This window comes from Pseudomonas agarici (assembly GCF_900109755.1).
Lineage (GTDB): Bacteria > Pseudomonadota > Gammaproteobacteria > Pseudomonadales > Pseudomonadaceae > Aquipseudomonas > Aquipseudomonas agarici.
Genome location: NZ_FOAR01000029.1, coordinates 53,503 through 73,959, shown reverse-complemented (window position 1 = coordinate 73,959; position 20,457 = coordinate 53,503). Strand labels below are relative to the sequence as shown.

Genomic DNA, 20,457 nt, shown 5'->3' with positions numbered 1-20,457 from the left:
ACAACAAGCTGCTGACCTATCAGGACAAACGCTATCGCTACGATGGCTTTGGCCGCATGATCGAAAAACGCAGCGCCAGCCACCGGGTACAACGTTTTGCCTATGACGCCGAACACCGCCTGATCGAAGTCCACAACCAGGACGGCGTCCGCGAAACCGTGGTGCGCATGACCTACGACCCGCTGGGCCGGCGCATCGGCAAGACCGAACACAACCACAACGGCTATTTACTGGGCGAAACCCGTTTTACCTGGGACGGTTTGCGGCTGTTGCAGGAACACAAAAACACCCAGACCAGCCTCTACCTGTATGTCGACGAAGGTTATGAACCACTGGCGCGAGTCGATGGCCTCGGCGACGTACAGAAAATCCGCCACTACCACACCGACCCCAACGGCTTGCCCGAGCAACTGACGGAGGCCGATGGCACCCGGGTATGGCAGGCGCGCTACAAGGTCTGGGGCAATACCCTGGAAGAAGTGCGCGAACCGTACTATATCGAAGAGCAGAACCTGCGCTTTCAGGGGCAGCACCTGGACCGCGAGACGACGCTGCACTACAACACCTTTCGGTTCTATGATCCGAATGTGGGGCGGTTTACCACGCCGGATCCGATTGGACTCGCTGGTGGGGTCAATCTGTACCAATATGCGCCGAATACGGCGGGATAGATTGATCCACTAGGGCTAACCAATAATCCTATTAGCGGTACCCCATTAGGTGAAATACTGGAACACGTATCCTCAAGAACAGGAAAAACATATCAAGGCCAACAGATATTTAAGGTGGCGGGCAAAACGACAGTTGATAACATTAAATTTAAAACGGGGGACTACTACTATATGGATGGTATGCACAAAGATCACATAGAAACATTTTCATCGAAAAACTCATCAAAAGGGATGTTTAATTTTTACGGAACGTACAACACAGCAAAATCTACCAAAGCAGCCAAAAGAACAGGGCCAGGTTGCTGACGAATCCAAGGGCTAAATTTTATGAATGCACTAGAGAGCGAAATCCTAAAAAATAAAAATGACCTCATTGAAGGGACATTTTGTTTTGAGCTATTCGAAGAGAAAAATTTTAATGAAATTTTGTTCAGCAAACTGATAATCGACATAGAGGAAGCTCTAAAAAAATCTGCTCCTAAACCGTCAATCGAACTCAAGGAGTTCCTAGTTTGGTTTGTCATGGGGATGATGCATTGTATTATATGTCACAACGACAGTAACGATTCATACAAAATACAAGATTTTTCTATGGAAAAATGGCATGAAACATATGAGATAAAACTAAATGGTATTCTTATGATGCTCATAAAAAACTGATAATAGAAAAGGACACCCATTAGTCGATCTCAAGTCAAGGATAAAAGTCACCCAGTCCTGCTGTTTTAACTGCAGGGTTTTTGTCTCTTTCAACCCGGCAAAAATTAGACAGATTTGAATCGCATTTACTTAACAGCTAACTAGCTAATATACCTGAGAAAAATTGGACAGATTTATTTTCATCTGTGGAACATCAGCGTAGCACATCCTTTTTTGATGAAAAATAGCCGCTTGGTTGCGGCTGTAAAAGATTTTCAGCATGAATCAATTTTTATCATTCCATTCGACAACTTTAACATCAACGCATGGGAAACTATATTTGAGGACAGAGCCATATCACTCCCTATAGACTCTACGCCTGTAGAAATTGGAAGAGCCATAAAAAATGGCATTTAATATTGCAATTTACCATCCTCGGAAAAAATAGGAAAAGACAAGAAAAAGCTACAATTTTTATACGCTAGAGAGAAAAATGGGACATGGCTAGATCCCCAAACCTTGCAGGCAATATTTGAACTCATCAGAAAAAACAGATTCACCTGACCCTCAGTCCATTATAAACTTCATAAATCACTACCGCGAATATGATGATTTCTTGGAGCTGTAAAAAACATATAAAAAAAGGAAGAAACGGCAAGAAACGGCAAAGAGGACAGTTTTTTAGATAGTGGGACATCTAATTGCCAAGATCACCACCGACGCGCTGATGGCGTCAGAGTGTGGCGGCCCGCTACACAGCGAACCGACACAGGTGGCCATTCACCATACTCGATGAATCAAACCTCGTTGCGCGCCACCAAGCGGGAGAAGCTGGCCACGCAGGCCGCGGCGGCAAAACCGGCGCCGATATACAGCGCCAGGATCGGCCCCTGTGTGCTCGACAGACCGAAGCTCAACGCCACCAACGCAGCTCCGGTCGACTGTCCGATCAGCCGGGCAGTGGCTATGATGCCACTGGCGCCGCTGCTGCGTTCACGCGGTGCGCTGGTCATCAAAGCCTTCTGATTCGGCGACTGGAAGAAACCAAAACCCAGGCCACAGATCATCATGCGAATACCGATATCCAGCGCACTCGGGTCCTTCGGCAGTAAAGCCAATGACAGCATGCCCAGGGACAACACTCCCAAACCGATACCGCCCAGTAGCCCCGGCGGGTAGCGGTCCGACAAACGTCCGGCCAACGGTGCGATCAGCGCCACCACTACCGACCACGGTGTCATCAGATAACCGGTCTGTATCGGGTCACGGCCCAGTATCGTTTCGAAAAAGAACGGCAACGAAACAAACGCCAGGCTCTGGGTAGCGAAGGAGCAGAAGGCCGTTACCGCCGAGAGCGCAAACATTGGCCGCCTGAGCAAGTCGATGGGGAACATTGGCGCCGGATGCCCAGCCTCGCGGCGGATCATCAGGAAACCGGCGCTGATACACACCAGCAACGCCAGGCAGATCGGCAGCGCACCGGCAAACTGCGCGCCCTCCCCCAGTGCATAGATCAACGAGCCGAAAGTGACGATGCTCAGACCCGCGGTGACCCAGGCAAAGCGCTGGCCGTTGGGCGGCGTATAGGGCAACGAAGGAATGGCCATGGCCAGGGCGAGCAGGCCGATGGGAATATTCACCCCGAACAACCACGGCCAATCGGCTACCGAGAGGATCAGCGAAGCCACGGTCGGCCCGGCGGCGAACGACATGCCCACCACCAAGGCATTGAGGCCCATGCCCTTACCAAGCTTTTCCGGCGGGAACAGGCTGAAGATTAGCGCGGCGTTGACGCTCATGACCGCACTCGCGCCCACCCCCTGGAGGACACGGGCCAAGGTCAATTGAGTCAAGGTGGTCGACATCGCGCACAGCGCCGAGGATACCGTGAACAATATCAGGCCGAACAGATAGACCTTGCGATGCCCAAGCACCCCGCCCAACGAAGCGAAAGCCAGGATGGTCGCGACTGCCGACAGTTGGTAGGCATTGATGATCCACACCGAGGCAGCCGGTGTGGCGTGCAGGCTGGTGGCGATGGCCGGTAATGCCGTGTTGGCGATGGCGGTATCCAGCGATGCCAGGGCAATGGAGATCAGAATCGCCAACATGCCACTGACCTGACGCGATAGGCGCGGCCTGAAAATCCCCAATAACCCGCTGATCACACACCCCCCGAAACCCGTTGCACAGAACGGATCATAGCTTTTTGCCAATAACACTGAGGACGCATGGCTGACCTGTGCCAGTACAACAGTCAGCGCGGGTTCAGTTTATGTCGCTGCTCATGGTGATCCCATAACCTGGCTTGATAAACTAGCGCTTTCTTGGATCACTCCCAATCAAAGGTTGTCAATGGACGTCCTGGCAAGCATGAAAGTCTTCGTCAAAGTGGTGGATCACGGCAGCTTCAGCGCGGCGGCGCAGTCCATCGGCATCTCCTCGACCATGGTCGGCAACCATATCCAGGGCCTGGAGAAACATCTGGGCACCCGCCTCTTGCATCGCACCACCCGCCGGCAGAGCCTGACCGAGATCGGCCAGGGCTATTACACCCAGTGCCTAGTAATTCTCGGGCAGTTGGAACAGGCCGAATTGATCGCCCGCGAACAGCGTGCCCATCCTCGGGGCAGGCTACGGGTCAGCGCCTCGGCGACCCTGGCCTCGGACCGGCTGATGCCAGCGCTTGCCGCTTACCTCAAGACCTACCCGGAAGTGGATATCGAACTGCAATTCAATGATCGCGTGGTGGACCTGGTGGAAGACGGTTTCGATGTGGTATTTCGCTACGGTGAGTTGCCCAGCAGCGGATTGGTTGCACGCCTGCTCAACAGGAACCGTCGGATCGCCTGCGCCTCACCTGCGTATCTGGCGGCCCATGGCACGCCACAGGTACCGGCGGATCTGCAGCAACATAACTGCCTGGTGTTCCTGCGGGCCACTCCCCAGCGCGAGTGGTCATTTCGCGGAGTGAGCAGCGAGAATATCCGCGTCCACGGACAGCTCTCGGCCAATAACGGCATCGCCTTGATGAATGCGGCGCTGGAAGGTATCGGGATTGTCTTGCTACCACAGACGCTGGTGCAGGAGGCCTTGAAGGATGGGCGCCTGGTTCACCTGTTGCCGGACCATGAAACGCTGGACCGGCCGCTGCACCTGGTTTATCTGCCGGATAAACATATGACGCCGAAGTTGAGCAGTTTTATCGAATTTATGGTGGGACGGTTTGCCTGATTAAGGTGCCGTGGGAGCGATCAAACCAGACCAACGTGCTGATCGAGAATCGGGGTCTGCCTGCCAACCGTCGATTAAACAAAAGGCCTGGGATGATCACTCATTCCAGGCCTTCCATACAGGCTACTCGTGCCAGCCGATCAGACCTTGACGATCCAACCCTTCGGCGCCTCGATATCACCGGTCTGCACGCTCGTCAGTTCCTTGTACAGACGCTGGGTCACTGGCCCGACCTCGGTCTCGCTGTGGAACACATGCAGCTTGCCGTTGTACTCGATGCCACCGATTGGCGTGATCACCGCAGCAGTCCCGCAGGCCCCGGCTTCGATAAAGTCGGAGAGCCTGTCGATCTGCACATCACCTTCGACCACCTTCAAGCCCAGACGCGACTGCGCCAGTTCGATCAACGACAGGCGAGTAATACCTGGCAGCACCGAAGGCGATTTTGGCGTGACGAATTCATTGTGGGTCGTGATGCCGAAGAAGTTGGCGGAACCCACTTCCTCGATCTTCGAATGAGTCAACGGGTCCAGGTAGATGCTGTCGGCAAAGCCGCGCTTCTTGGCTTCGGCACCCGGCATCAGGCTGGCTGCGTAGTTGCCACCGACCTTGGCCGCGCCGGTACCTTCGGGTGCCGCGCGGTCATAGCTGGAAATCACGAAGTTGTGCGGCTTCATGCCGCCCTTGAAGTAAGCACCTACCGGGACACAAAACACCGAGAAAATAAACTCCGGAGCGGTACGCACGCCGATATTATCGCCCACGCCGATCACGAACGGACGCAGGTACAGGGCACCCCCGGTACCGTAGGGAGGAATGAAACGCTCGTTAGCCTTGATCACCTGCCTGCAGGCTTCGATAAAAGCTTCGGTCGATGGCGCCGGCATCAGTAGGCGGGCACAACTGCGCTGCATACGCGCGGCGTTCTGGTCAGGCCGGAACAGGTTGATCGAACCATCTTTGCAACGGTAGGCTTTCAGGCCTTCGAAACATTGCTGGCCGTAATGCAGCGCGGTCGAACCTTCGCTGATGTGCAGGACATTGTCTTCGCTCAGCGAACCGTTGTCCCACTCGCCGTCACGGAAGTACGACAGATAGCGCTTGTCGGTTTTGATGTAATCGAAACCCAACTTGTCCCAGTTAATGCTTTCCTGACCCATGGCACCCTCAATCGTCTGATAACCACCTGGATATCCCAGGCTTATGACATTTTTTTCGCAGGTAAACACAATACTCTATTCGGACAGGAAATCGCAGCCTGAACGACAGCCTGTCCTATGTGCGTTTATGCGCGCTCCGCACTGGCAGGGAGCTGGCCTCAAGCCCTGTCTTCAAGGTCCTATCCTACGTATCCCTGGGGCGACTACATGAGGATTTCCTGATGATCGAGCGCCGGGCCGCAAGCGGCGCCAGCGCGAAAGTCGAGGGAACAAGCGGATCAACCCGGAATGGTCAGGCCTTTCACCACCGCCGGCCGGGCGAGGAATTGCTCCAGCGCACGGGTAACATGAGTGAAGTCCTGAATACCCACCAGGTCGCCGGCCTCGTAGAAGCCAATCAGATTGCGGACCCATGGAAAGGTGGCGATATCGGCGATGCTGTAGTCGTCACCCATGATCCAGCGACGGCTCTCCAGACGTTGGTCGAGCACCGCCAGCAGGCGCTTGCTTTCAGCGACGTAACGGTCGCGTGGGCGTTTGTCCTCGTACTCCTTGCCGGCAAACTTGTTGAAGAAACCGACCTGACCGAACATCGGCCCGATCCCGGCCATCTGGAACATCAGCCATTGGATAGTTTCGTAGCGACTGGCCGGATCCTGGGACATGAACCGCCCGGTCTTCTCGGCGAGGTAGATCAGAATCGCGCCGGACTCGAACAATGCCAGCGGCTGGCCACCGGGACCGTTCGGATCGACGATCGCGGGGATCTTGTTGTTGGGATTCAACGACAGAAATGCCGCGCTCAACTGGTCATTGCTGGAAAAACTCACCAGATGCGGTTCGTAAGGCAGGCCCAGCTCTTCGAGCAGGATCGACACTTTGACACCGTTGGGCGTCGGCAACGAATACAACTGGAGACAGTCTGGACGTTGAGCAGGCCATTTTTGCGTGATGGCAAACGACGAAAGAGCGGTCATGGGAGGCTTCCAGTAAGCGACAGTGAATGCGGCAACGGGTCAGCACAAGCCACCCGTCCGGGGCCCTGATTATAGGCACAGCCAACGAGTGTGCTCACCTTGTTTGACGCGACACTCTTGCCCCATAAACAATAAACGCCTGTTTTTCGAGGGTATTTCCGGCAAGCCGTTGCGCATCAAAGCGTCCGACGAGGCAACGTGCAAACCCAAAGAGCGAGACTGTGCGTCAGGCCTCAGCGGAAGTCCCGGCTGCGCACGGTAATGTCCATCAGCATCGGACTCAGGTCGCTCAAGCGTCCGGCAATCACATTGCGCACTTCGCCTTCGGTTTCCAGGCGTCCGTCCACTTTCAATAGCTGTGAACCCACCAGCACCTGCCGTTGCCGCTCGGCCAGGTCACGCCAGACCACTACGTTGACATTGCCGAACTCATCTTCGAGAGTGACGAAGGTCACACCGCCAGCCGTGCTCGGGCGCTGGCGCCCGATGACCAGGCCAACGATGCTCACCGGGCGCCCATGCTCGACCGCCAGCAGCTCCCGTGAACTGCGACAGCGCATGGCTTGCAATTGCCCACGCAACAGCGCCAAGGGATGTGGACCGAGGGTGGTTCCAAGGCTGGCGTAATCCGCCTGCAGGTCTTCGCCGACACTCGGGCACGGCAAGGCCACCGGACTTTCGGCGCCCCTCGACAATCCAGCGAACAAGTCCAATTGCACCTCGACCCCAGCCACTTCCCAACGCGCCCGGTAACGGTTGCCCGCCATGCCACGCAAGGCGCCAGCGTCCGCCAGCAATTCCTGGGCGCGGACATCGAGCCGGGCTCGCTCGCCAAGATCGGCGATATCTTTGAAGGCCCCCAGGCTGCGAGCCACTTCGATGCGCTGGGCATCCTCCTCGCGAAACCCGCGAATCATCCGCAAGCCCAGGCGTAGCGCCGGCTGCGCGCCTTCAGCGGGCTCCAGGCTGCAATCCCAGCAACTGGTACGGACATCCACCGGACGGATCTGCAATTGGTGACGACGGGCATCCTGGAGGATCTGGTCCGGGCTGTAAAAACCCATCGGCCAACTGTTGATCAGCGCACAGGCGAAGGCCGCCGGCTCATGGCATTTCAGCCAACAACTGGCATAGGTCAGCAAGGCAAAGCTGGCAGCATGGGACTCGGGAAAACCGTAGCTGCCAAAGCCCTTGATCTGCTCGAAGATCTGCGCGGCGAATTCCGCCGGATAGCCGTTTTTTGCCATCCCCTCGGCCAGCCGCAGGCGATGCGGCTCAAGCCCGCCATGCCGCTTCCAGGCGGCCATGGAGCGGCGCAACTGATCGGCTTCGCCCGGGGTGAAGTTCGCCGCCACCACGGCGATCTGCATCACTTGCTCCTGGAACAGCGGCACCCCCAGGGTGCGCTTGAGGACTTCCTCAAGCTCCGGCGACGGGTAGGTCTCGGGCTCCTCCTTGTCGCGCCGACGCAGGTACGGGTGGACCATGCCGCCCTGGATCGGCCCCGGTCGGACAATCGCCACTTCGATCACCAGGTCGTAGAAATTCTTCGGCTTGAGCCGTGGCAGCATCGACATTTGTGCCCGCGACTCGATCTGGAACACGCCGATGGTGTCGGCCCGACCGATCATTTCATAGGTCGGCCCGTCATCCGCGGGAATGCTCGCCAAGGTCCAGCGCGGACCACCACGGTACTGCTGCACCAGGTCAAAACAGCGACGCAATGCGCTGAGCATGCCCAGGGACAGGACATCGACCTTGAGCAAGCCGACCTTGTCCAGGTCGTCCTTGTCCCACTGGATAATCGTGCGTTCGGCCATGGTCGCGTTTTCCACCGGCACCAGGGTGTCCAGCGGTTGTTCGCAAATCACGAAACCGCCCGGATGCTGGGACAGATGCCGGGGGAAGCCGATCAGTTGCCGGGTCAACTCCAGCACCCGGCGCAACACCGAGCTGTCGGGATCAAAACCGTTTTCACGCAGACGCTCGGGCGGCGGCGGCTCATCGCTCCAATGGCCGCAGGCATCGGCCAGGGCATTGACCTGGTCTGGCGCCAATCCCAGCGCCTTGGCCACATCGCGCACCGCCCCCGCGCTATGATAGGTGCTGACCACCGCGGTCAAGGCCGCGCGGTCCCGGCCATAACGTCGGAACACGTATTGCAGCACCTCTTCACGGCGGTCGTGCTCGAAATCGACATCGATATCCGGCGGCTCGTTGCGCTCGCGAGACAGAAAGCGCTCGAACAGCAGGTTGGTGCGATCCGGGTTCAGTTCGGTGACGCCCAGGGCATAACACACCACCGAGTTCGCCGCCGATCCGCGCCCCTGGCAGAGAATGCCCTGGTCACGGGCGAAGCGGACGATATCCTGCACCGTCAGGAAATAACTGTCGTAGTCCAGCTCGGCGATCAGCTTCAGCTCTTTTTCGATCAGCTCTCGGGCCTGCTCGCCAATCCCCTCGGGCCAACGGCGGCGGATGCCCTCTTCCGTCAGGTGACGCAGCCAGGTGGTCGGAGTCTGTCCTTGCGGCACCAGTTCACGGGGATACTGGTAGCGCAATTGACCGAGATCGAAGCTGCAACGTCGAGCGATGACCTGGGTTTCGGTCAGCAGAGTCGACGGATAAATGCCCCGCAAGACCTCAAGGCTGCGCAGATGGCGCTCGCCATTGGCATACAACTGCTGCCCGGCTTCGGCGACTCGGGTATGCAGACGAATGGCGGTCATGGTGTCTTGCAGGGCGCGGCGGGCCCGCACATGCATGTGCACATCGCCGCAGGCCACGGCGGGAATCGCCAGCTCGGCGGCCCTATCCAGCAGGCGCGTCAGATACCGGTCATCGTCCTGGCCACAATGCAGTTCCACGGCCAGCCACAGGCGCTCGGGAAAACGCTCGCGTAGCCAGCGACCATCGGTTTGGGCGATGTCCTGTCCGGGCAGCCACAATGCCAGCAATCCCGGCAACGCCTGTTCGAAATCTGTCGGTAGCACGCGATAACAGCCTTTTTCAGCGCGACGCCGCGCCTGGGTGATCAGTCGGCACAGGGCCTGGTAACCCAGCAGGTTTTCCACCAGCAGCACCACCCGAGGACCGTTGTCGATCTGCAGTTCACTGCCGATGATCAGCGGCAGGTCGCACGCCTGTGCGGCCTGCCAGGCCCGAACTATCCCGGCCAGGGTGCATTCGTCGGTGATCGCCAGGGCCTGATAACCTTGCTCCTTGGCTCGCTCGAACAGCTCCTGGGCACTGGAAGCACCACGCTGGAACGTGAAGTTCGACAAGCAATGCAATTCGGCGTATTCGCCACTCATGCGAACCAGCCCTGCAGCAGCAACGGGCCACTTTCCCCCACGGGGCGATAAGCCCAGGCGTGCCGACCGGCAGGAGTTTGGACTCGATAATAGTCACGACGCACATCCGCGCCATCCCACCATCCCGACTCGATCCGCTCCGGCCCGAGCAGGACCTTTGCTGCCTGCTCGGGCAGTGGCAGCGGCTCCTTGAGCAGCCAGCCGGGGCGCAGCGGTCCGGCCACGGCCAACGGACCCGGCGTAGTCGCCGACAGCGGCTGCCAGGCGCACTCGGGACGGTGATCGGCCTGAAAGCGCAGGCCCTGCACCGCTTCGTCGCCGAGCCGGGCACGCAGGCGTTCGCGCAATTGCTCCCAGGGCAAGGATTGATGCGGGCGTTCGTCGAACAATTGGCGGTGCTGGGGAACAAACACCGGCAAGTCCTCGGCCTCCAGGCGAAAGCCGCGTACCGGCGACTCGACCTGGACTTGTTCCAGCCGTCCGCGAGCCAGTTCGAACAGCATCGCCGGGTCGCGTTCGGCACTCAGCAGGCCGACCTTGATCCGCGTGTCCGCCACCCCGGCATGTTCCAGGATCAGTTCGAAGCGCTGCACGCCGCTGTCACGACCACTGAGAAACGCCGCCAAATCGCTGGTCAGGCGACGCAAGGGAAACAGCAGTGCCTGGTGCGAGGTCACGTCGAAATTCAGCTCGATTCGCGCCGCAAAGCGATCTGGCGGTAGGTAGAACGCCAAGGCCAGTGGCCGCTCGCCTAGCAGGGTGTCGAGATGCTTGAGCAACGCCGCATCGAAACGCCGGGCCAAGCTGTGTCGAGGCAAGGCCAGAACCTGATCCAAGGTCCGCAGCCCCATGCGCGACAGAGCCGTGGCCGCCTCCTTCGCCAGCCCGATCCGCTCGATCGGCATCGCCCCCAGGGCTTGGCGCAAGGCGGCGGTGTCCGCCAGGGCCAGGCCATCGTAGGCATTGGCCAGGACTCGCGCCGCCGCCGGATGGGGCGCGACCACGATCCGGTGACGAAACCCCAGTTCAGTCAGTTCCTGGCGCAAGCGTGCTTCCAACTGCGGCCAGGGTCCGAACAGGTCCAGGCTGGATTCGATTTCGAACAGCAAGGCACGCGGATAGCGCAGGCTGACCTGGGAGCTGAAGCGATAGGCCCAGGCGGCAAGAAACTGTTGCCACTGCTCGATTTCGACGGGGTCGTATTCAGCGCTGGCAAAGGCTTTAGTCAGGGCATGGGCGGCGGTCAGCGATTGTCCGGGACGCAGGCCCAAGGCTCGGGCCGAGGCGTTCACCGCCTGTACGATGCGCCGTTGCGGCGAGCCGGTCAGCAACGCCAACGGCGCATCGGGCTCGGCGGTCCGGCGCAACACACCGTCCAAGGCCAATTGCGGAAATACGATGCAGACCCAACGCATATCAACCTCAATACCCGGCACTGAAGGCGATCGGTGCCGCATGAGCCAGGCCGCCACGGCACTTGAGCACCCGCAATTGTGCAGGCCGGCCATCAATGGCAATCCGCAGGGCCGCTGGCGACGGGTTGATTGCCGCCGCTAGCGAGCGGTAGGCAAACGCCAGGGTCTGACCGGTTTGCGCGGCCACCTGCAAGCGGCGCAAGGCGCGGTCATCGACCTGTTGCGGCCAACACAGGACCGCCCCACAACTGCCGGAACGCAGGCACTGCTCAGCCGCCCACAAGGCATCCCGTGGGGGTGCCTGGATCACCGACAACTGCCGCAGGTCCACGCCTGCGCTCAACCACGCTTGAGGATAGGGCACATGGGGCGGTGCCACCAGGACAATGCGCTCGCCTCGCGCCGACAGCCGCGCCAGGGTCGGCCAGACCAGTTGCAATTCACCCACGCCCTCGCCGGCGATCAGGATTTCCGTCAATGCCGATTCCGGCCAGCCGCCACCGGGCAATACCGCGTCCAGCGCGGCATGCCCGGTCGTTTGCAGGCTCGGCACCTGCGCCGCCGGTCGGCCCTTCCAGACCCGACGCTCGTCCAGCAGCGTGTCCAGCGCAACCACGGCGCCCATCAGCCTTGCCTCACCAAGCCGCAGAACACGCCTTCGATGGCCAGTTCCTGGTGTTCTGGGTCGACAACGATGGGCGCATAAGCCGGGTTGCGGGCCAACAAGCGAATGCCGGTTGCCGTGCGCTCGAAACGCTTGATAGTGACTTCGCCATCAAGCCGGGCCACGACGATCTGGCCGTTGCGTACTTCGACATTGCGCCGCACCGCCACCAGGTCGCCATCGAGGATGCCGTCGCCGATCATCGAATCACCCTGTACCCGTAAGAGGAAATCCGGAGTCCGGGAAAACAGCCCCGGATCGAGCCACAAGCGGCTGTGGACCTCGGCGTCAACATCGATCGGCAGGCCGGCTGCCACCCGTCCCAGCACCGGGATTTCCAGCAAGGCCGGGCGCGCGGGCTGGTTCAGCAGGCGGATACCTCGTGCCTGGTGGGCGTTGACCTCGATAAAGCCGGCTTCGGCCAGCGCCACCACATGCTTGCGCGCCACGCTACGCGAGGCAAAGCCAAAGGCCTCGGCAATCTCGGCAAGGCTCGGAGGCTGGCCGTTTTCCGCGATACGCTCGCGGATAAAGGTCAGGATAGCGGAACGGCGAGGACTTAAAATGTTCATGGAGTACATTTGTACTCCTGTAGGACTCTCCTGACAAGAGCCACTAATCGATACCCTGTCGCGCCCCTTGACCAGTGTCCTTCGCCCTGTGATTCCCCAGGAGAAAAGTACTCTGTCACTTCGCCTGCCGAATAAACACAAACAACAATAACAGAATATGCCTACAGAACTATCTCGCAACCCAAAACATGCAAGTAATTTCTCGGACTTTAAAATAAAAATAACACTAAAAAAACAATCATGAATATTGAAAAACAAAACCTGATCGTTATAGCGTGAGCGTTTCAATCAATAATAAAATTCCTACACGAGATACCATGAAACAGTGAACAAAGACCTGTAAATGGATTTTACCCACAGAACGGAAACTTGCATAAAAAGGTCCAGTATCATGCCCTCACTCCATACCGCCCAACTTGACGACCTGTTCGAGCACAATACATTCCTACCCGACTCGACACCGGACCGTTTCTATCGTCTGCTGGACCAGATAAGCCAGGATCGCTACACCACCCTCGCCGCCCTATATGCCAAGGCTTATCGTCTGTTTCCGAGTACAGCCGAACTCGACGAGTTCTTTGCCAGTACCGCGAACCTGATCCTGCTGCCGGGTGCCCAACGGCGGGAGATCATCAATGAATCGGTGTTCCAGATCTGGGCTCGCCGGGTCCTGCACCTTACTCATGAGGTGCTCGGTGGTTTGCGTGATGATCTTTCGTCCTTGCAACGCAGCCTCCAGGAATTGCCGGATATCCTGCGACGGATCGCCCGTGCAGCCACCGAACATTCATATACCCATCGCCCACCTATTCGGCAGTTCGATATCGACCCACTGATCGCCGAGGTGCTCGCGCCCTGCTACGACTTTGCGCAAGACCTCGCCACCCGCCAGCGCCTCGAAGACTGCGGTTACTCCATTCATTTTTTCAGTGATGTGGTGAATGTAGCCCTGTCTCGTATCGCCATGACCTGGCCCGGCTGCCACGCGCAGTTTCGCCATCTGGTCAAGCTGATCTGTTACCTGCCGGACGGCACCTTCCGCAGGGGTTCGGCCGCCCGCTACAGCGGCACCATCCTACTGTCGGCCAAGGACCATTCGCTTCTCGATGTCGAAGAGTCGCTGATCCGTGAAACCGCCCATCAACTGCTTTATTACATCGAGGAAATCAGTCCGCTGATCGACCCACAGATCACCACGCCGCGCCTGTATTTCCTGCCCTGGTCAAACCGACCGTGTGGCCTGTCCGAGTATTTCCAGGCGTTCTTCGCCCAACTGATGCGGGCCAAGTACCTGGAACGCGTGCGCCAACGCCCGGCCAGTGAAATGCAACGGGCCCAAGAGCATCTGATGTTCAGTCTGCGCGGCCTCGGCGAAGCTTTGCCGGAACTGGCCAGCAGCCGCGACTTCACCCGTCACGGCCGCATCCTGTTGGATAACCTGGCCGAAGAGGTGCGGGCGATGGAGCGGCAGCACATTGGAGTGGAGGCCAGGATGGTTTCCATATGAGCCATGTCCATGACCTTCATCGGCCAGTCGTCCGGCGCCAGCCCTGCGCTGATCACGCCGTCGCGGCCATCGTCCCAGATGATCGCCATATCATTGTTTTACAAACAATTAATCCGTAGCAGGTGTCTCTCGACGAGGACCGTTAGCTCTTTGAATATCCTCGCCTGCAGCATTAATTACCGCTCATCGCCCTTGAGTTACGCGTTGAATGATAGCCATCACGCCACGACAAGGACCTGTAACATGAGCTCCCCGATCACCTCAAGCGATCCCCCGGCGGACGCCGTCGCGTCGGTATCGCTAGAACACGCCATCGAGCATTTTCTCAGCGATCTGCCCGACGAGACCGCCCGGCAAATTCGCTTGGTTAGCGGCATCGATACCCCCGCCTTGCGTACTGCCTACAGCGAGGCCCGGCAGGTGCCGGCGCCATTGCTCGACACTCGGCTGCGCTTCGAACTGGAGCAGGAGATTCAGCGCTTCATCGATGCGCTGAGTCATGCCTCTGCCCCTGTATCCGAGCTGACGACCCTGTCCTGGCAGTTGCAACTGCTCGGCCTGGAACTGATCTGGCCCGCGACAAGCGTGTTGCAAGTGTATGACCCGCCCGACGATTCGGTGGCAGCCGAGTACGGTCCCGACCTCTCGCCGAGTCTGCCGAGAGTGCGTGTCAAACGGGCCGCGGTGCTCGATGGCAGCTTGTGGAGCAGCGTCCTGCAACACATGAGCCCGGCCCAAAAGGTCTCACTGCTGGGCGGGCAGTATTCCACCCTCGATACCCAGTTAGCGGTGCTCAGGCACAAGGCCGCCGTGCAACTGTCCTCGCACCGCAAAGGCCTGTTCGACAACCTTCATGTTTTCAGGCAGCAATCGCATGATCCGCTGGTGAATCTGTTGCGTAGCCGAATGCCCCGGCTTTCCCGAGCGATGGCCAACGAATTGCTCGCTAATTCGAGCAAGCATGACCTTCAGTCGCTGAAACTCTCCGGGGGCGAAATGAGCGAGAGCCAAGCACGGGATGCCCACTGGTATCTTCAGGAAGAACGCTTGAACCAGGCTTACGAAGGTCTCTTCCTGGAAAGCCGACAGCATAACGACGACACCCACCGACTGGTGCTACACAGCCTCGCCACCCTGGCGAATTGGCCGCCAAGCGGGGTACGCCTGGAACTGCGCGAACACGTGCCGGACGGCGCGTTGCTGGCCAGCGTCGGCGACCCATGGGCAGAACAGCTCCATCTCATCCTTCGGCACAACGGCCGTTTCGCCCTGCATACCCCCGACAGTGCGGTGGCAGAGTCAGTGCCAGACCTGCTGGCAGCCCTGGCGACGCTACCCGACACCCTACGCAACCGACTCGGCCTGACGGATCGCCAGGCCATCCAACGCCTGCTACGCCAGCATCCTCCTCTTTCACGCGCTCATCTAGGCGCCTTGCTAGGACTCTCTCTCTTGGAACCCTCAAAACGTCTTTCCAATGGCAACGGCTACCAGCAGGACTCACCCAGCAACTTCACTGCCCCCGACCCCCTTGCCCAAAGCCAGCGGGAGACCTTCGATGCTCTGGCCGCCACCAATGAGCGCACCCTGTTGCTGGCGCAACAGCAACCCAATTTCCACTGGTTCGCGGCCCTGCTCCTGGGCCGGCAACTGGCGCATGACTTTCCCCTGGCCGCCTCGAAAGATCCCGATGCGATCTTCCTCAATACCTATGAGGAAAGCCTTTACTGGCCTCTGTCGGACACCGGCGAACGCGGCGAGCAGGTCCGTTATCGCGCAGTCAAGCAGTCGCGCACGTTGACGGAGGTCTTCAGCCACCACCTGGCCGGCAATCCCCAAACCTTCAACCCGGCCACGAGCGGCTTCTACGCCAGTGCAACCGCCGCCTACAACGAACAACAACTGGCCGGCCTGGACCTCGCACGCTTCGGTAAAACCTTGAATGATGCAGGCCTGGGCTTCGACACGCGCCTTACCGAGCAAGTGGACGGTTTCTGGGCCAGCGCCGCCCCGTTGCTGCGGGAAAACTTGCGGACCCAGATTCGCCTGGAAGCGCAGTTGCGCGAACTGGACCTGAGCGTGGATGAAAGCAACCGACTGGACCTGGAACAGGTGCTGGAACACCCCACCCATGACCTGCGTCGGAAAAAAAAACCCGTGGGCGGGCCGATCCACGTCTATCGGATTGCCGTGCAATCGCTCGACCTGTTGCTGGAAGGTTGTCTGGTTATCACCCGCAGCCCCGATGAGGACATCTACAAACTCCCGGCATTGCTCTACCAGATCGGCCGTGGTCTGGAGCAGTTCGCTTCGCTGCAGGCCCTGAAAAAGAGCCTGGCCCAGCGTCTGGATGACGAGGCCGAGCGCCAATCGCTGCTCGATCTGCTGCCCCGGCGGCAACGCGGCTGGAGCCCCAAGAACGCTGCCGAGCACGCGACTGTATTCAGCTACCGGAGCGAACAAGGCGATCCCTTCCAGATCCTGGTGGACGAATTGCTCGCCAGGCAGAAACAGGACTTCGCCGATACCTGGCGCTTCGCTAGAGGCGCTACGGGGCTGGAGAACGATGTCGGCGAGTTCGCCCGACAATTGAACGATGCCCTTAGCCTGGTCAAGCGGTTGGATATCTTTCCGGTTCTCCAGCGGCGTAATCGCGACCTGATGTTCAGCGACCTGTTGAAGCGAATCAACACCATCAGCCCAGACGAGCAAACCCGCCTCGCCGCCTTATGGCGACCCACCCTGAAAGTTGATCCGGTTCCCGCGTCGCTCGGCGACCTGCCGGCCCTCAAGACATACACCTCCGGTCTGCTCAAGACACACCTGCAACAGCACTATCCCCAAGTGCCGAGCGACCCTGACAATATCCTGGTACATGTCGCCCACCACACCATCCACCCGAGCCCCGCCTGGCAAAGCCAGTCACCGGTCAATAGGGTGCGCACCAGAAGCCTGTCGTTGACGGCCCTGGCGCTGGAGAACATCAAGGGGACGCGTTTGGGCGAAACGGTCCAGTTCAAGGCTGAAATCAGCGGCCCGACAGGGACCACGCTCAGTCTGTCGAACAGCGAAGTGCAGGCTATCGTGCGGAATGTCAACGCACTCGGACACTACAAGGCGCTGCTGGAGAACAAACTGCTGGGCTCGGACCGGGTGTCGCTGCGCACCGCCTGGGTCGAAGGGGAACGGGCGCGGATGAAGCTGCATGCCTATGTCGCCCGCCTGAGCGCAGACTTTCTCGACGCCAAGGACAGTGCTCTGGAACACGGCTACCGACGCATCGAACACGTGCTCGAACACCCTTCGCCAGAGCGTCGTCCACTGCTGGACGGCTACCGAGTCCAAGTCAACTACCTGATGCTTGGCGGCACGGACCAAGCGCGCAACGGTGTGAGCATCGATGAGGTGCTGGTCATCAGTACCAACAAGCCGAACGACACCCTGCTGCTCTACACACCACAAGCCTACGATGGCAAAGCCTGGCGCGAGCTGGCGAACGCATCGGCAATCGAATCGCTGCTACGCCAGCAAGATTGGAATAACTACTGCATTGCACGGGCCGCCCGGAACGAACAGTGGGATCCGGCCCAGTTGTTCGCACGTCAATTCCCCAAGGTTCGTTACTTTCCCATCGAAGGCGACCTGTTCACCACGCTGTACGAGGCCAGGACCCGTCATCTGATCAGCAGCGTGGAATACTTCGGAGCCAGCAACCAACGGGTAGATAGCGAAACACTCTGGTACTGGATCAACGTGGCCTTTCGCTTTGGCCTCGAGATCATTCTGGGTGTCGCCTCCTTGCCACTCAGCTTGCCCGTCTACCTGATGAGAGGCCTCTATGGCTTGGCCAACATCAGCCAGGCACTTGCCCTTGGGCACCACCAGGAAGCAGCGGATGCGCTAATCCAGACGCTGCTGGACGCTGCAGCGCCCTTGCCGCTGCAAGCGTTCAAGCCGCTGTTGCGGCAAATCCGACCATTGCCCCTGGCGCGGATTTCCCGCCTGGTCAGGACCAGTCGAGTCGGCCAGGACGGTAGCCGACAACTGCTTCTGGCCGCCGAGCCGTCGACGGCGACATCGCTCCGGTCCCTGGCCGCCGACCTCCGGGAATACGAAATCAGAACGCCGCCGGAACTGAACTATCTGCGCGACGGACTGTACGTGGACCGCACACCACGCATGGACCAGTATGTGAAACTGGAAGGCAAGTGGTACCGCACCGGCACCCGGGCCGGCAAACGCTACGTGCTTAGGGAGAACGCCTGGGCGGAAGACATCGAGCTCGTGCAAGTGGGCAACCGCTGGCAGCCCTTGCCCAGAGGGCGCCTGGCAGGCGGTGCGCCTGATTCGGTCGGTGCCATGCGCTATGAAATCGAAGCCATCCATCGCGGTACGCTCGAAGATCTGATTCGCACGTTCAGTCGGCGGCTTGATCGCAATTGGTGGGTCCCGAATGCCTCGGCGTCGGAGCGCCTGGCTGCGAGTCAACTTCATCAGGTTTCGCAACGCTTGCTTGAAGACGCTCAGTCTTTTTTCGCCGAGCGCCCGGCCTCTGTTCCCCGGACACTGGCGTCCGACCTACTGGAAGCAGGGACGGCGGCACAACTAATCGAACGTGGTTACCAGACCGGCAACGGCATCGTCCTCAGTGCAGCCTACCGGGCAAAGGCGGGTCGCAAGCTCCTGATCGACAACATGCGCTCGCTCGCCACGGAGCACCGGGTCAAGACCCTTTACCTGGAAAACCTCCTGAGGGACTTCGATCAAGTCCATCTCGATGACTTCCATCGCACCGGCGTCATGTCCCAACGCCTGACGAACACGCTGGAGATGCAGGATATCGCTCAAGGGATCGATCACCACGGCCCAAATACCCTGCAGGAGGTGATTCGCCAGGCACGGCGTTTTGGCATTCGCGTCCAGGCGCTCGACTGTGGCCCGAGCTACCGCCAAGGCATGGGCAGCTACACCCCGAATCGGGCCAGCACCCTGAAATACTATGCCCGACAGGTCATCAATACGGACCAATTGCAACAGGACCTGCATCGCTGGATCGCCCTGACCCAAGACTCACACGCCGCTGCCGTGCGCGGCGAGCCGGGCCTAGCCGAGCTGTTAGGGGCAGTGAACCTGCGAGCCGTCGATATCGGCGGGCAACCCTTGCCGCTGCGCGTTCTGCGTGATCCAGGAGAATTCACCAATGGCATATATGGGCCGGATATTCAGTGGGTCCGAGCCGATGCCAAGCTGGAAGTGAATGTCGCGCCCCAAGCGCTGCCGCAGGTACCGAAGCCTCACAGAGGGTTGCTGACTCAGGCTGGGGATTTTCTGATCGAACAACAAGGCGATCAGTACAATGTCGTCTTCCGACCGGTCGACCCTTACAGCTCACGCCTGCTGGTTCCGAAGGAGATACCGGTGGTACGCAGCCAGCTTGCCGACACTTCAGGGAGCCCCTATGCGGTGTTTCATGTCCAGGACTCGTTGTTCGGCGACATTCGTGGAGTCAAGTACAGAAGCATCGAGGACCTGATATGGGGGCTCAAGCAGGCCAGGATGAGACAGGTGGTCGAACTCAGCGATGTCACCTACATGCGTCAGCCCAGGCTCGACACCCATCCGCAACTCAGCCGTGCCGGCATGTTCACCGTCGACACGGCTCCACAAGGATCTGTGCTGATCAATCGCTCCAGGGATCGATCCCTGGCCACGACGATCATCCGCACCGACAGAGACACGGGCAAGTTCTATATTGTCCATCCGCGATGGGGATTCAGCGCGGCGCAACTGTTCGCCAGCATCGACGAACTGACCCAGGCGCTGGTCAGAAAGGTCGGACTGGAGCGAGTCGCCGAATCCACCCATCTCTGATCCACACCCTCTGATCCACTGGCCTCTGACTCAAGCCGCCCGGGGGACCGGGCGGTGAACAGATAGCCGGCTTGATCGCCGATACGGAGATTGCGCCGCATGCCGCGAACACCTTGCTATTCATTTCTTTCCCGATCCGCCGGTAGGCTCCTTATGCCGGCGCCTCCATCATTGTCATCGATGATCATCATCAACCCAATGAAGTTCTCTTAAAAATCCAACAGCGTAACCTTAGCTCCATACCAAACACATAACACCCGGAGCAAACCACCATGAAACGCCAACTCTTCCTCGGCCTCGCTTTTTCGGTACTGGCAGTCAACGTTTTCGCTGCATCCTCGGCTCAACCCATGGTTAACCACACTCAGCAAGCCGTTGCTGAAGGCGGGTCGGATCGCCTGATCGAAAACCGCATGGCTGAAGGTGGCTCCGA

At 59.1% G+C, this 20,457-nt stretch carries 12 protein-coding genes; 5 read left to right on the top strand and 7 right to left on the bottom strand.

Features of this window, described 5'->3' with window-relative positions; all coding sequences use genetic code 11:
- Both BMX68_RS21635 and BMX68_RS21625 read left to right on the top strand, forming a co-directional pair.
- A partial coding sequence (locus tag BMX68_RS21635; RefSeq protein ID WP_256218826.1) for an RHS repeat-associated core domain-containing protein occupies positions 1-671 on the top strand: 671 nt, incomplete at its 5' end.
- Positions 672-998: 327 nt separating this feature from the next.
- A complete protein-coding gene (locus BMX68_RS21625) occupies positions 999-1,331 on the top strand; it encodes a hypothetical protein (protein WP_060782556.1) in 333 nt (110 codons plus the stop codon).
- A 776-nt stretch (positions 1,332-2,107) separates the two neighbouring features.
- Here BMX68_RS21625 and BMX68_RS21620 read toward each other — a convergent pair.
- The gene (locus BMX68_RS21620; protein ID WP_017133917.1) at positions 2,108-3,421 is read right to left on the bottom strand and encodes an MFS transporter; all 1,314 of its coding nucleotides are present in this window, start codon (positions 3,419-3,421) and stop codon (positions 2,108-2,110) included.
- Positions 3,422-3,665: 244 nt separating this feature from the next.
- Between BMX68_RS21620 and BMX68_RS21615 the strand changes: the two genes are divergently transcribed.
- A complete protein-coding gene (locus tag BMX68_RS21615; protein ID WP_017133918.1) occupies positions 3,666-4,544 on the top strand; it encodes a LysR family transcriptional regulator in 879 nt (292 codons plus the stop codon).
- Between the two features lie 140 nt (positions 4,545-4,684).
- Here BMX68_RS21615 and BMX68_RS21610 read toward each other — a convergent pair whose 3' ends face one another.
- The 6 genes from BMX68_RS21610 to lexA all read right to left on the bottom strand — a co-directional run bounded on the left by BMX68_RS21610 (position 4,685) and on the right by lexA (position 12,655).
- Positions 4,685-5,704 carry a branched-chain amino acid aminotransferase gene (locus tag BMX68_RS21610; RefSeq protein WP_017133919.1) on the bottom strand — a complete coding sequence of 340 codons (1,020 nt, stop codon included), beginning with the start codon at positions 5,702-5,704 and terminating at the stop codon, positions 4,685-4,687.
- 278 nt (positions 5,705-5,982) lie between these two features.
- Positions 5,983-6,681: a glutathione S-transferase N-terminal domain-containing protein gene (locus BMX68_RS21605; RefSeq protein ID WP_017133920.1), complete on the bottom strand. Its 699-nt coding sequence runs from the start codon at positions 6,679-6,681 to the stop codon at positions 5,983-5,985.
- A gap of 233 nt (positions 6,682-6,914) precedes the next feature.
- A complete protein-coding gene (locus tag BMX68_RS21600; protein WP_017133921.1) occupies positions 6,915-9,995 on the bottom strand; it encodes an error-prone DNA polymerase in 3,081 nt (1,026 codons plus the stop codon).
- Positions 9,992-11,410, bottom strand: coding sequence for a Y-family DNA polymerase (locus BMX68_RS21595; protein ID WP_017133922.1), 1,419 nt, complete (start codon positions 11,408-11,410; stop codon positions 9,992-9,994). The genes BMX68_RS21600 and BMX68_RS21595 overlap by 4 nt, the downstream gene beginning before the upstream one ends.
- 7 nt (positions 11,411-11,417) lie before the next feature.
- Complete coding sequence (gene imuA, locus BMX68_RS21590) at positions 11,418-12,035, bottom strand: translesion DNA synthesis-associated protein ImuA (RefSeq protein WP_017133923.1); 618 nt, start codon at positions 12,033-12,035, stop codon at positions 11,418-11,420.
- Entirely contained in the window at positions 12,035-12,655 is a 621-nt protein-coding gene (gene lexA, locus BMX68_RS21585; RefSeq protein ID WP_074862604.1) for a transcriptional repressor LexA, read from the bottom strand. Before lexA ends, imuA begins: the two co-directional genes overlap by 1 nt.
- 382 nt (positions 12,656-13,037) lie before the next feature.
- Between lexA and BMX68_RS21580 the strand changes: the two genes are divergently transcribed.
- Together BMX68_RS21580 and BMX68_RS21575 are read left to right on the top strand one after the other, a co-directional pair.
- Entirely contained in the window at positions 13,038-14,153 is a 1,116-nt protein-coding gene (locus BMX68_RS21580; RefSeq protein WP_017133926.1) for an aKG-HExxH-type peptide beta-hydroxylase, read from the top strand.
- Positions 14,154-14,396: 243 nt separating this feature from the next.
- A complete protein-coding gene (locus BMX68_RS21575) occupies positions 14,397-20,024 on the top strand; it encodes a membrane-targeted effector domain-containing toxin (RefSeq protein ID WP_017133927.1) in 5,628 nt (1,875 codons plus the stop codon).
- The last annotated feature ends 433 nt before the right edge of the window (positions 20,025-20,457 follow it).